At 51.1% G+C, this 11,989-nt stretch carries 13 protein-coding genes and 1 pseudogene; 7 read left to right on the top strand and 7 right to left on the bottom strand.

Annotated features, from left to right (window positions below; translation table 11 throughout):
- Positions 1 to 27: 27 nt before the first annotated feature.
- From LIW51_RS33550 to LIW51_RS33560, 3 genes and pseudogenes are all read left to right on the top strand, one after another.
- Positions 28 to 714 carry a DUF7344 domain-containing protein gene (locus tag LIW51_RS33550; protein WP_438267493.1) on the top strand — a complete coding sequence of 229 codons (687 nt, stop codon included), beginning with the start codon at positions 28 to 30 and terminating at the stop codon, positions 712 to 714.
- 63 nt (positions 715 to 777) lie between these two features.
- Positions 778 to 1,260, top strand: a pseudogene (locus LIW51_RS33555) (DNA polymerase domain-containing protein); the annotation flags it as partial.
- A 72-nt stretch (positions 1,261 to 1,332) separates the two neighbouring features.
- Complete coding sequence (locus LIW51_RS33560) at positions 1,333 to 2,463, top strand: mandelate racemase/muconate lactonizing enzyme family protein (protein WP_227380347.1); 1,131 nt, start codon at positions 1,333 to 1,335, stop codon at positions 2,461 to 2,463.
- On the opposite strand, the gene LIW51_RS33565 is transcribed toward LIW51_RS33560, so the two are convergent.
- The gene (locus tag LIW51_RS33565) at positions 2,456 to 2,785 is read right to left on the bottom strand and encodes a deoxyribonuclease (protein ID WP_227380348.1); all 330 of its coding nucleotides are present in this window, start codon (positions 2,783 to 2,785) and stop codon (positions 2,456 to 2,458) included. The genes LIW51_RS33560 and LIW51_RS33565 overlap by 8 nt on opposite strands.
- Before the next feature lie 901 nt (positions 2,786 to 3,686).
- Between LIW51_RS33565 and LIW51_RS40220 the strand changes: the two genes are divergently transcribed.
- The gene (locus LIW51_RS40220; protein WP_438267501.1) at positions 3,687 to 3,971 is read left to right on the top strand and encodes a DUF7344 domain-containing protein; all 285 of its coding nucleotides are present in this window, start codon (positions 3,687 to 3,689) and stop codon (positions 3,969 to 3,971) included.
- Positions 3,972 to 4,148: 177 nt separating this feature from the next.
- Positions 4,149 to 4,427 carry a DdfA family disk-determining factor gene (gene ddfA, locus LIW51_RS33570; RefSeq protein WP_227380349.1) on the top strand — a complete coding sequence of 93 codons (279 nt, stop codon included), beginning with the start codon at positions 4,149 to 4,151 and terminating at the stop codon, positions 4,425 to 4,427.
- A gap of 186 nt (positions 4,428 to 4,613) precedes the next feature.
- Here the strand turns inward: ddfA and LIW51_RS33575 are convergent, their stop codons facing one another.
- From LIW51_RS33575 to LIW51_RS33585, 3 genes are read right to left on the bottom strand one after another with little or no spacing between them, the layout of a single operon-like run.
- Positions 4,614 to 4,919 carry a HalOD1 output domain-containing protein gene (locus tag LIW51_RS33575; protein WP_227380350.1) on the bottom strand — a complete coding sequence of 102 codons (306 nt, stop codon included), beginning with the start codon at positions 4,917 to 4,919 and terminating at the stop codon, positions 4,614 to 4,616.
- Between the two features lie 2 nt (positions 4,920 to 4,921).
- Positions 4,922 to 5,773 (bottom strand): DUF7344 domain-containing protein, encoded by an 852-nt coding sequence (locus tag LIW51_RS33580; protein WP_227380351.1) that lies wholly within the window; start codon positions 5,771 to 5,773, stop codon positions 4,922 to 4,924.
- Positions 5,774 to 5,786: 13 nt separating this feature from the next.
- Entirely contained in the window at positions 5,787 to 6,305 is a 519-nt protein-coding gene (locus LIW51_RS33585; protein ID WP_227380352.1) for a hypothetical protein, read from the bottom strand.
- A 288-nt stretch (positions 6,306 to 6,593) separates the two neighbouring features.
- On the opposite strand from LIW51_RS33585, the gene LIW51_RS33590 reads away from it, so the two are divergent.
- A complete protein-coding gene (locus tag LIW51_RS33590; RefSeq protein WP_227380353.1) occupies positions 6,594 to 6,986 on the top strand; it encodes a hypothetical protein in 393 nt (130 codons plus the stop codon).
- 1,256 nt (positions 6,987 to 8,242) lie between these two features.
- On the opposite strand, the gene LIW51_RS33595 is transcribed toward LIW51_RS33590, so the two are convergent.
- Positions 8,243 to 8,644 carry a hypothetical protein gene (locus tag LIW51_RS33595; protein ID WP_227380354.1) on the bottom strand — a complete coding sequence of 134 codons (402 nt, stop codon included), beginning with the start codon at positions 8,642 to 8,644 and terminating at the stop codon, positions 8,243 to 8,245.
- Positions 8,645 to 8,665: 21 nt separating this feature from the next.
- On the opposite strand from LIW51_RS33595, the gene LIW51_RS33600 reads away from it, so the two are divergent.
- A complete protein-coding gene (locus LIW51_RS33600; protein ID WP_438267494.1) occupies positions 8,666 to 9,844 on the top strand; it encodes an MFS transporter in 1,179 nt (392 codons plus the stop codon).
- A 131-nt stretch (positions 9,845 to 9,975) separates the two neighbouring features.
- Here LIW51_RS33600 and LIW51_RS33605 read toward each other — a convergent pair whose 3' ends face one another.
- Together LIW51_RS33605 and LIW51_RS33610 are read right to left on the bottom strand one after the other, a co-directional pair.
- The gene (locus LIW51_RS33605; protein WP_227380530.1) at positions 9,976 to 10,539 is read right to left on the bottom strand and encodes a dihydrofolate reductase family protein; all 564 of its coding nucleotides are present in this window, start codon (positions 10,537 to 10,539) and stop codon (positions 9,976 to 9,978) included.
- Positions 10,540 to 11,216: 677 nt separating this feature from the next.
- Positions 11,217 to 11,936 (bottom strand): helix-turn-helix domain-containing protein, encoded by a 720-nt coding sequence (locus tag LIW51_RS33610; protein ID WP_227380356.1) that lies wholly within the window; start codon positions 11,934 to 11,936, stop codon positions 11,217 to 11,219.
- Positions 11,937 to 11,989: the final 53 nt, after the last annotated feature.

The raw sequence follows: 11,989 nt of genomic DNA on the forward strand, positions 1-11,989 counted from the left end.
CCACTCTAGAGATATTCTCTATACACTATGGATAGCGAGATACAACTGCCTCCAGGAGACACTGATCCTCTTGTTCGATCGGCGATTCTTGCTGATCCACGCCAGCGACGGATACTTGCTATTCTATTGAATCATTCCCGTCCGATGACGGAACGCGATCTCGCTGTTCAGCTCACCGCCCAAGAAACGGAACAATCACCATCAGATCTGACCGAGGAGGATTACCAGCAGATCCAGATGACCCTGTATCACTATTGTTTACCGAAGTTGGAAGCAACAGGATGGATTGAGCGGCAACCAGAGGGGATCATCGCCACTGAGCGGCTTTTTTTCGAACAGACAGAATTATCTCTCCCTGATATAGACGACCCTGACTTGCCATCCTGGGAAGCGCTTGCACCACTCCTTGCACGTCCACGACGTCAGCATGTTGCGTCAATCATCGCCGATTACAATCAATCACTCACCCTTGACGAACTCGGTACCGCGCTGACGACTTCTGACCATACTACTTGGGAAGCAGAGGATGGTGGCAACGAACCCACTCTCCTCGTGACACTCCATCACGTGGATTTGCCGAAGTTAGAGGAAGTCGGGTTGATTGAGTATGACAGTGATGAGAAAACGATTACTCAGCAACGTTCGCTTCGGACTTTCGTAGACTGGATGGACAACAGCAGCAGCACGAATGAAGTGACCGATACCAATTCATAGTCCGATTGCGATCGGGTATAGAAACCATAGAGGAATTAAGTCGGTTGGAATAGATGACGAGCGGGCTATCTTCCGGACGTACTCCAACCACTCATTGAGGATCGCGATGCAATCAAAGCCGAGATTCGAGAGACCGAGGACGAGGATTGTTGCGATGAGTTGGAAGGCCAATCGAGTGCGATTAAGTGGATTTTGGTGTCGTGTTTCGGCTATCAGGGCTTTTCGAATGCCAAGTTCGGGCGGATCGAGTGCCACGAAGCGATCAACGCGTATGCACGGGAGATTCTGTTGGAAACGAAAGCAGTACTCGAGGAGAACGGGTGGCGGATTGTGTATGGCATCGTCGACAGTGTGTGGGTGACACCGATCGACGGGGAGGAACAAACATCGCTGTCCGAGCTTGTCTCGGAGATTTCTAAGCAAGTGGAGGTTCGGCTTGAGCATGAAGCCCACTACGACTGGATTGCGTTCGTTCCGTTGCGTGATTCTGACGTTGGTGCGCTCACGAAGTACTTCGGGAAAGTGGTTGGTGAAGACGAGTATAAGTGTCTCTCTTGTCCATCATTCTCACCAGGGTCTAGGTTATTATAGGTGGATCGAGAATTTCCCACATACGATATGGAAATTCAACAATTAGAGACGTTCACTAAGAAAGATGTTCGGGGGAAGCCGGCGCCCGTGAGTTTTGTCCGTGTCCGAACTGACACGGATGAGGAGGGACTCGGGCAAATGTCTCCCTACAACGCGGATATCTCGGCTAAGGTTTTTCACCGACAGGTTGCGCCCCACGCGCTCGGTGCAGATCCGATGGATATCGACGGTCTCGTCGACGAGATCGTCGACGCGGAGTACAAATTCCCTTGGTCGTATCTTAACCGTGCGTTGACCGGCCTCGATACCGCCTTGTGGGACTTAAAGGCCAAACAGGAGGGAGTGAGCGTAGCCGAATTGATCGGTGGGAAGCCGACGACACTTAAACCGTACGGCTCAAGCATGAGTCGGGAAAACACTCCTGAGGCCGAAGCTGAGCGTCTTGCAAGACTGAAGGAGGAGCGGGGGTTTGAGGCGTTCAAAATCCGTGTTGGTAGCACGATGGGAGACAATGAGGACGCGTGGGAGGGCCGGACGGAGAACTTGATACCCACGGTTCGCGAGGCCGTCAGTGACGAGACGCAATTATTCGTTGACGCCAACGGTTGCTATACACCCGAGAAAGCCATCGAGGTCGGAGAGCTCCTTGACGCGCATGACGTCGTCCACTACGAGGAACCCTGTCCCTTTCCAAAGCTCGAGTGGACCACAGAAGTACGCGAGGCGCTCAATGATACCGACGTGCAAGTCGCCGGCGGTGAACAAGACAATGACCTCACGCAGTGGCAACGGATGATCAATATGCACGCCGTGGACATCGTTCAACCGGACATCTGTTACGTCGGAGGCCTCGCACGCGCAATGCGCGTGGCCGACATGGCCGAAGATGCCGGACTGCTGGTCATTCCTCACTCTGCGAATCACTCGCTGGTCACCGTATTTACGATGCACATGCTTACCGCGATCGATAACGCAGGGCCGTACTTTGAATTCTCGGTCGAGGATCATTGGGCCGAGGAAATGCTCGAACCCGCACTGACCGTCGAAGATGGCGAAATCGAAGTCCCCGATCGTCCCGGATGGGGGTTCGAAATCAACCCTGAATGGCTCGCCACCTCAACGTACGAAGCCAACTCTCGTGAAGCGCCAGCTATGTAGCACGTAGTTGATAGATATTGTCGTATTCACTTCTCTCAACACGGGCAATCCCATCACCTTGCTCGCCGATCTCTTTGATTTCGACACTTCGGCGCTCTCCCTCCTCGACAGGCGGTGCAGGCTGATCGTGGAAGCGGTTCGACTCAGTCTGCGAGGTGTCTGTTCCTGACGAACCAGATCCGAGGAGTGCCACATGGTAGGTGCCATTTGCTTGGATGTCTCCGTCTGTTATCTCCTCTTTCGGGATCGTGATGGTGTAGGACTCTTCCTGATCCTGGATGCGTTCACTGAACAGGCACAGTAACTCATCGGGGACCTCCATGTCCAACTTTGAGCATCACAGTGGCATAAATATACACGTGAATCTCGGTGAGAACGCTTGTTTCTCGGCAGTGGCAGCGTGGTCGGGCGAAAGCTATCGCTCTCGACGCCCGGCGACCCAGGTATCGTGGCATCGAGTGTCGCCAGCGAAGCACGTCGTCGTATATCGATGAGGCGCAGAAAGCGGTGATTCGAGCCGTGGATGAGTATCGTGACCCAGAGATGGATTGTGAGGAATTGCGGTCGTGGGTTGATCGCCTTGAGCGTGGGGTGGTCGATCCGAATGAGTTGGTGATCACAAACCGTGTTTCGAAAAAACGGGAGGACTACACGCAGTCGACGCGGAATGTGGCAGCGCTGGAGCGGGTGGCGGATTTGGGGCTATCGCGTGCACCTGGTCAGAGTGTGTCGTATGTGGTGGTGAATGATGCGAAGCGGTCGCGAGAGCGGGTGATGTTGGCGAGTGAGGGCCTAAGTGGGTATGATACTAGGTTCTATCGGGAGCTGCTGATTCGTGCAGCAGCGAGTGTGGTATCGCCGTTGGGGTGGCGTGAGTCGGATATTGAGGACGAGTTAAGGCAGTACACTGAGTCGAGCTTACGGTCATTCAGCTGCTGATCGAAGAGAACGTCTTCAGTAAGATATTCTACCAGTATTCCAAAAGTTAATTTCACCGACCGTATTGTCTCTTCTTTAGCCATATTTCTTCCATATTTCTTAAATAGGATCGGTGATAAAAATTAGTACAATCGAAGGAACAAAGCTGGCGGAATTGGAGATCAGCCCCTACCACACTGACAATCACGAATCAGACACACTACCTCTGACGTCCGTTGGCACTCCATCCCAGTAACTAGACAATGACAATCGACCCTCCGCAATCATCAGAACCCTCATTCGATATGCTTTTTAAGATACTCGCAAATCAACATCGACGTTATCTCCTCTATCACCTCTCGACAATGAATGGAGAGGCATTCACGCTCTCAGCGCTCGTTGATATACTTGCGCAAGACGTCGCTATAACCCGCAAACATCTTCGGATAAACCTCCATCAACGCCACCTACCGAAGCTGGCTGATCACAATGTAATTGAGTACGATTCACGGAGTCAAACCATTCATTATCGTGGCAATAACCGTCTTGAGGTACTCTTAGAAATGTGCCGGCACCAAGAACAAGAGTAACTCGGTGGACAAGGTTTAGCGGTCCATCCTCTTGGTGATCACTTTTGAGCACTAAAGTACAATACTGTCCCGTTAGTTATTTACCGGCTGCTCCAGTTAACCGAGTTAGCAGGAACATCCCGTAAAGAGTACCTTGCCTTTGCAAGGTGGGTGTTCTTACAGGAGGGACATAAGGGAATGAATTCACCAACCATGGGGAGTAGACAGATAACAATTGGAATGTCGGATTCACTCACTGAACGGATTATCACTACGGTTGCAGAGATAGACGGACAGTCAGTAGATGAACTCGAACCGTTATATAATGCGATTAACCCTGAAGCACTTGAGTCACTTTTTGCATCTCGAGCAGACGGGTCATCCCGTCCAGACGGCGAAGTCTCGTTTCAGTATGCAGGGTACTGGGTTACCGTATCGAGTGAAGGGGCCGTTGAGATCAAGACCGACGACAGATAGATACGATGAAGGATTGTATAGATTAGGGGCTTTCAAGTTTCCTGAGCAACTGAGTTGTTACCAAACTCTCCACTTCTCCCTAATTTCAAATGATTCAGTTTGCATTCCCCTTAACAACTACGACGAATGATGCGAGAGTTATGGTGGTTTGCTGAGTAACTCTCATTCATCATGTCATCCGAAAATTCACTCATTTCCTCGAACGACGACAGTCTCCTTTGTTACAGAGACGTGGCACCCGTTGAAGCGAAACGTCACCGATCTCTCTTCGTGGATCGTTCGGCTGTTTGATTCGCGAAAAAGGCCATCAAGATGCACAGGATCCACCACGTCGTAGAGTGGGTCGAGTTCGATCACCGGTGTATTCGTGAGAGCGACAGTTGCTCGAACGACGGCTTCACTCGGTAGTTCATCGATCTCGATTTTGTAGCTAACTTCGGGGGCTTTGTGGGCAGTCTCGTTACCCGGTTCGTCAGGTGAAGAGTCTGTCATTGCTATGAGTGGAGTTCCTTTTGGAAATCTGCACTCTGGTAGTCAAGATGATCAAGCCGTGGCCCGAGCAGTTCCCGAACGAGGACGACCAGCGGGTTGTCCTCGCCCTTCCCGACCATTACCGTCTCCTTGGGGTGCTTGCCATCGGAATTCGGCTCATCCAGAATGGCAAGCATGACCTTTTGGCGGTCGACGAGAACCAGTCGACCGACCTTTGGATACCTTGATGGTGTATTCAACCACCCACGCTGGGGTTCCCAGAGAGTGACTTCTGGCAGATGGCTCCGGATGAGATCGCGAACCGTAGAATTTTGCGAACCCACGTATATCTCCACGCCCCGGTCGATGGCATCTTCTGCGTGACAGAGACACTTCTCTTCGAGCAGATCGGTGCTGACGAACATGCAAAACAGTTCCTCCTCTGCCTCGTCGGCAAGTTGTCTTCCGTACTCAAGTGCTGCCTGACGGCCTTCAAGAGTTCCGATCGAGTTCTCGTCGGACTGCCGATCAGTTTCAAACCGAGCTATTAACTCGGCAAACATGTCTTCTTCGTGCCAGTCAATATCTAGCATGGCGTCGTTTCGAGACGTAACAACGTTCGCCTCTTGATCGTAATCAATGAATCCAAAATCCGCGAGTTTCGGGAGAGAATTATGATACAGAGTGATCTGTTTTCGTTTGAGGTGATGCTCATACTCGTCGGAGCTCATCACAGTCTCGTTCTGTTTCACCAGCCGTTCGGCCAGCTCGTTCAGATGGAGCGGCCGTGAGGCATCTTCAAGAATAGCCAATGTATCCTGATTGTCGGGATTGGATAGGACAGTTTTCCACTTTTGACGCTCATTGTCCGTCATACTGAACTCATCATTATAGATGCAATTCAATAAGTAGCAGGCCTAACAAAATAGGGCCAATAAGAGCACCGACGATTAACGACCACAGGCGGTCGTCAATTACGCTCGCGACCTCGATGCTAATCTCATCCTTGGGGAGCGGCGACCGGAACACTGGCACCCTGAACTGCTCGACAGTGACGTCAATTGGTTCATGAAACACACCACGTGTTGTCGTGTCCTTCACGATCGTGGATTCGGCGAAATCAATACCATTGCGGTGCTCACACAACGTGAACCGTACGCCCCAGTGAAAGTCGCGGTCGCAATGCAATTGTGACTGAATTCGGGGCGACGATTCGATTTGTGACGGCAGTTGATTGCAGACGCCTCGGAGGAACTCTTCGATGCGACGTCTGAGTTCCTGAACGAGCTTGAACAGCTCTGTTCGGTCGAGACTGAAAGTACCGTCCTCAAAACAACCGATACCGTTGATGAGATTGTTGCAGCAACGACCGGTGCTGATTTGGCAACCCTCAGAACAGTTGCTCATTCACGAGTACACGAACTGGTATTTGGTGATTCCGCGACAGACATTAGCGATCAGCTTGATTGTAGCGTGCTGCTCGTCCATCCACCGAAGTCGAGAGGACAGATGTTCCTCAGCGCAATCGTTCGGCGAATTGCATATTAATCGTCGTCTCTACTCTTCAGTGAAAGCACTCGACTGCAGGAGTTACTCGTATCGGGGGATCGAGTGTCGCCAGCGAAGTACGCCTGCGTATATCGACGATGTGCAGAAAGCGTTGATTCGGGCAGTGGATGAGTACCGTGATCCAGAGTGGATTGTGAGGAATTGCGGTCGTGGGTTGATCGACTGGAGCGTGGGGCGGTCGATCCGAGTGAGTTGGTGATCACGAATCGGGTTTCGAAAAAACGGGAGGACTACACGCAATCGACACGGAGTGTGGCGGCATTGGAGCGAGCGGCTGATTTGGGGTTGGCTCGTGCGCCCGGTCAGAGCGTGTCGTATGTAGTGGTGGACGATGCAAAGCAGTCGCGAGAGCGGGTGCTGTTGGCAAGTGAGGAGTTAAACGAGTATGATACTGGATTTTATCGGGAGTTGTTGGTTCGTGCTGCGGCGAGTGTGTTGTCACCGCTTGGGTGGCGTGAATCAGATATTGAGCAGTTTCTCTCGAGTCATGACGAACTCAGCCTTAAATCGTTTTTCTGACTATTCTAAGCGTAGAAGATGGATCTGTTGCATCCCTGCGTCTCCATAGAACAAAGAATCATGACCCTGTTGAATATCTCTGTCAGTGATGAGTTTCAACAGTCGTGCTGATTGGTGGGCACCTATCGGTTATAATTGACAGCTGATGCCAGAAACCAATTACTGCTGATGGAGTGTGGACTGTCTGATACTACTTTGTGTTCGATGTTGCTTCTAACGGTGCACAGTGGCGATAGAGAGAAGGGCCTCGATCGGATAGAAACAGTGAAAGATACACTGGTTCAACCTCAAACAGTGACTAAATGCTCTATCCATCAATAGATCTAAATCCCTGTTGTGGGCAGGTTGTACTGGTTAGGATCGACCTCAGGATTTCCGACGACGTACTACTAGGATTAATCCTCGCAGTAGCTGCTCCATTCGTTGGGATGTGGCTGTTCGTTAAAATCACACGCCTTCTCCCTGATAAGACAGAGACGGTCGGTCCACACGTCGTTGTCCGTACAAGAAAACAATCCAAACTCGGCACCCAAACCTACTATCGGTGTAAGTATTGTGGGAAGGAACTCGAACGCAAATTTTTCCTTTCGAGACGAGGATTGTGAAGAATTTGAGTCGAGTTGATCGTGAGAACGTATCCTATGGTATTGGAGTGAGTTATTGATCCAAGTCAGTAATGGAGAGAGTGAGCGTATTTCCGTAACGGGGATTGAAAGGCGGAACCAATGCTGGGACCCGGGTTCTGCGTCCGGCACCGCTGCTAACAAATTCAAAATGCGGCTCCTCTCACGCTCTGGTAACCACTCTGCAGACATCTTCTGCAGGGCACACAGCCAAAATACTTTGATGTATCCTTTGTTGAAACCATCGACTGGTGACAGTTTGCCGAGTTCGTATTGAGAAGTCAAGTGTACTGAACTCAATCTCTGAATCTCTCTATCTGGCATACCATTCCTTACAAACGAGTGAAAGTCAGCATCCAACTAATGACTCGTCAGCTTGGAACGCTTCAGTACGTTCTCACTCATGCCGTTCTCGACTCTCGTTAGCGGGAGGTGACGATTACAATGTTGTAATTGAGGGGGATCGCGAGAGCGACCCCCTCACTTTCGCAGAAAATGACGCAGAAATAGACACACTCCACCGTAACCAACACACTAGTACCACCATGGTTCACCGGCAATGTGGTGTGTATCTCGGGTGGTGGTACCGCCCAAGTGGGAGTTTGGAGAATCCCCGTGATTACAACGCTATAATTAGCGCCTTCCGTTTAGTTCCGCGTTAGCTTCGTGTGCTCGCATCCACCCTGCGAGGTCGGGATGCCCGAACATGATCTCAATGTGATGCCCGCCGACACCCATTACATCATCCACGGACAACGTCCGTGACTCCTTGTAGCTCACCCCGAGGACACGTTCGGCCATTTCTTCCATCACCCGATAACCATCGTTCTTGTACGCACAGCCATAGTGGGTCGCGACCTCTCGATAGCCAAGCCGGGCAACCATCACGTCATTCGTCTTGGCAACGTTCTTCGCGTGCTCAAGGACATTCAGGTACTTGTCTTCGACCTGTTGACTTTCGACTCGCTTTTCGCGGAAGTTCACGAGTTCAGTGTTCTGTTCCGAGCGCTGCCGGCTCCGGAACGGTTGAGTCATCCGCCTTGGTAGAACTAGAGAGTGAGGAGACGCCTATTCGGAACGTTGTGTGGATTGGCATTCCTGATGAACTTCGGGCGAACCGTCTTTGCACCGCTGCTCGAACCACTGACGGTCGCCTTTGGGACTGATCAGGCAACCATCGGTGTATTAGTATCACTAGCATGGCTTGGCACTGCGATTCCACGGATTCCGATGGGATATATACTGACTCACATCCCACGGTATCAAGCAGTCCTCGCGACGGGCGCCATACTGGCTGGTTCATCCGCAGTCATCGCGTTCGCACAGTCATTAATTACACTCCAACTCGGAACACTTCTGCTCGGCGTTGCCAGTGGGGCCTACTTCGTCGCTGCTATTCCCCTCATCCCAGAATTGTATCCAAATGCGGTTGGACGCACGGTTGGCATTCACGGTACAGCAACCCAACTGGCTGCCGTCCTTGCACCAACCATTGTGGTCGGTATTCTGCTAATTAGCTCATGGCGCATGGTGTTCGTCGTTTTGGTAGTGTCTGCCGTCATATTCAGTATCGTTTTAGCAACTGTCGTTCATGGATCTCGAATTGCTGATGAGGCTGTCCCCGACCACGCGTTTCTTTCCGCCGTGCGGGCTCACTGGCGACTCATCGCAACCGGTCTATTGATGGTCGGTGCTACTGGGTTTCTCTGGCAAGGACTATTCAATTTCTACGTCGTATATCTGACCACCTCAAAGGGAGTGTCGACAACAACGGCAAATTTTCTTCTCACCGTTGTTTTCGCAGCCGGATTACCCGCGTTTTGGTTTGGCGGACGGCTTGCCGATCGTCTGCCAATTATCCCGTATATTTTGGCAATATTGACTGGATTCGTGATCTCAGTGGGGGCACTCACCTATGCAGGCAGGTTGGTTGCTCTGATTATCATCTCTGTTTCTATTGGCTACTCCATTTACAGCCTCTTTCCTGCGCTGGATACGTACTTTCTCAATTCGCTTCCAGACGAGAGTCGTGGTGTCGCATACGCGACATTCACCGGCCTGTCATTGCTGGTCGAGGCAAATGGCACTGCTGCTGTCGGTCTGCTCACCAATGCGGGATACCAATTCAACGTCGTTTTCCTCGCGCTTGCGTCGCTCGTCGGCTGTGTTGTACTCGTCCTTGCAGGGCTCTATCTGACAGATCGACTTCCGGGTACACACAGAAAGTCCCACTGATCAACTAAGTGAACAGATAACACTCCACGGTTCGAAGGCGTTTGAACCGAGCAAAGATTAATCGAACATAGGAAACCAAATGGTTGGTTTCCTTTCTTCTCTTATTAGCGAGAGGAGAAACGTTCCATCGATTAATCCACCCTGGACTGCTGCACCTCATAGGTTAGAACCGCAAATACATCGCCCTGCTGTTGCACATTAGCCAATTTCAGGGGCGGGGTGGTGATCCTGCGCGGCAATAACGGAGCACCCGAGGCGAGCGTGACGGGAGCAACGCTGAGAATAATTTCGTCGAGGAGACCGTGATCATGGAATTGTCCGACAAGATCACCCCCGCCAACAAGCCAGACGTTCTTGCCATCTGCGGCCTTCACCATATCCGCATGGACGGGCGCAACATCCCCCTGCACGAAGTGAATGTCCGCACCCTCAACCACCGGTAATTCTCGAGTGCTGAACACCCACGCTGGGATCTCATACGGCCACTTTTCCGGGTTCTCCAGTATATTTTCATGCTTGATGATCCACTCGTAGGTCGTCGAGCCCATGGCTAAGGCACCAACCTGGTCTATGAACCGCGAGTAGTCATCCTCCACACCTTCGATCTCTTCGAACTGAAAGAGCCAGTCAAGTGAGTTATCCTCATCGGCGAGATAACCGTCGATGCTCGTCGCTGTGTAGTATTGGGTCTTCATGTCTTCAATCACCGTTTAGGAAGCGGTCTGGCAGTATAAAGGCTACACGCCACCAACCCGCCACGTGCCATCTTAAATCGCTATGAGCGTTACATTGTCGTAACGCACCCCGAGTGGACAGTGTAACGCACAATGGGGGCTTCTTTCGCTTCGCACACACGAGGAGAAAAGAAGGATTCGTTACATCCCACAGTACCCGAGTGATAATTACGCATCAGAACGGACGCAAATTGCGTCCGTTCCTCATCTCCGTGGGTGCTGTGGGGGCGGTGGTGTTACGCTCATTCGTGGGAGGGCGTTACGATAGTGTAATGCCCTCCGTGTCCGTGGCGTCCTCCGACATTCCGACCGTGGTGTCTGTTGCTTTCGTGAGTTGAGTTGCGTCCGACTGGGCGTCCTTGACTGTAACCGAGTCCAATCGTCGTCCTGCCGGGCGCGTTTCTTTGCCTCGAGATGCTCGCTGACCTGGCTCATGTACGCTACCCACTCGTCTTGATCAGCGATAAGTATGAGCTTCGACCCGTCCGTGGTGAGCGTGATCAGATTATCGTGATCCTCTGGGTCACGTTCCTCCTTGAGCTTCTCACTCGAGAACTTTGCGACGAATTGTATGGTTCGGCACATTGTGTTGCGATTCGTATCGAGACCGTGCTCATCGAAAATGATTGCATAGTAATTCATGGGATTAACTGCTCCATGGGCTCCTCACCGCCGAAAAATCGTTGACCGGACTCGCTTAATATCGTGTTTTCTGCCTTTTTGAGATGCTCCCATGCTGTCGATGGGTGCACATCCATTGCTTCGCCGAGGTCATCCATAGTGATGTCCGAACCGGTCATATAATAACCCAATGTGTAAACGGTTTCAAACGCCTCTTGTTGACGTGCTGTCAATTGGGTTAGAATTGCGTTTGTATCCATTGGTGGGGTGTCAGAAATCGTTCCCATGTTTATGCACTTCTGCAGATCGAGGTCATTATCAAGTGTTCCAATTTTCTCTATTAGTTTATAGAGAGATTCTTTTTGTTCGATATATACCCCCCAGTGTTCGATACCCCGCTGGACACTAACAGTGCTATCTCGGTAACAGCCATGTGACCCGAGGAGGTTTAGGATGCTTGGATTTTCGCTGTTATACTCGATTTTACTCGTGAAATAAGCTTGTCGAGACTTCCCGTCTGAGATCCGTCTGAATGACTCAACGAATTCATGTTCTCGAAAAGCTCTCTCAAACTGATTGATTTGAGTCTTTTCGCCTCGGAGGCAAATAAGTCGCTTTGCGCGGTGGCCACTGGTTTCTGCCTTTGATAGGTTCTGAACATGAACCCCTGGTATGTCTGCACTCGTATCCGAAATTGGGCAGCCATAGTGACGGATTGCTAGCAATGCTTCCCACATACCATTATACAGCCGATAATCTTATAATAACTTTTTCCAGATATCCCAATATA

The sequence above is a fragment of the Haladaptatus halobius genome, assembly GCF_020618475.1.
GTDB lineage: Archaea > Halobacteriota > Halobacteria > Halobacteriales > Haladaptataceae > Haladaptatus > Haladaptatus halobius.

Coding starts and splice junctions, on each gene's coding strand:
- LIW51_RS33550 (WP_438267493.1), top strand. CDS start 28: ATGGATAGCGAGATACAACTGCCTCCAGGAGACACTGATCCTCTTGTT.
- LIW51_RS33560 (WP_227380347.1), top strand. CDS start 1,333: ATGGAAATTCAACAATTAGAGACGTTCACTAAGAAAGATGTTCGGGGG.
- LIW51_RS33565 (WP_227380348.1), bottom strand. CDS start 2,785: ATGGAGGTCCCCGATGAGTTACTGTGCCTGTTCAGTGAACGCATCCAG.
- LIW51_RS40220 (WP_438267501.1), top strand. CDS start 3,687: ATGCTTTTTAAGATACTCGCAAATCAACATCGACGTTATCTCCTCTAT.
- ddfA (WP_227380349.1), top strand. CDS start 4,149: ATGAATTCACCAACCATGGGGAGTAGACAGATAACAATTGGAATGTCG.
- LIW51_RS33575 (WP_227380350.1), bottom strand. CDS start 4,919: ATGACAGACTCTTCACCTGACGAACCGGGTAACGAGACTGCCCACAAA.
- LIW51_RS33580 (WP_227380351.1), bottom strand. CDS start 5,773: ATGACGGACAATGAGCGTCAAAAGTGGAAAACTGTCCTATCCAATCCC.
- LIW51_RS33585 (WP_227380352.1), bottom strand. CDS start 6,305: ATGAGCAACTGTTCTGAGGGTTGCCAAATCAGCACCGGTCGTTGCTGC.
- LIW51_RS33595 (WP_227380354.1), bottom strand. CDS start 8,644: ATGACTCAACCGTTCCGGAGCCGGCAGCGCTCGGAACAGAACACTGAA.
- LIW51_RS33605 (WP_227380530.1), bottom strand. CDS start 10,539: ATGAAGACCCAATACTACACAGCGACGAGCATCGACGGTTATCTCGCC.
- LIW51_RS33610 (WP_227380356.1), bottom strand. CDS start 11,936: ATGTGGGAAGCATTGCTAGCAATCCGTCACTATGGCTGCCCAATTTCG.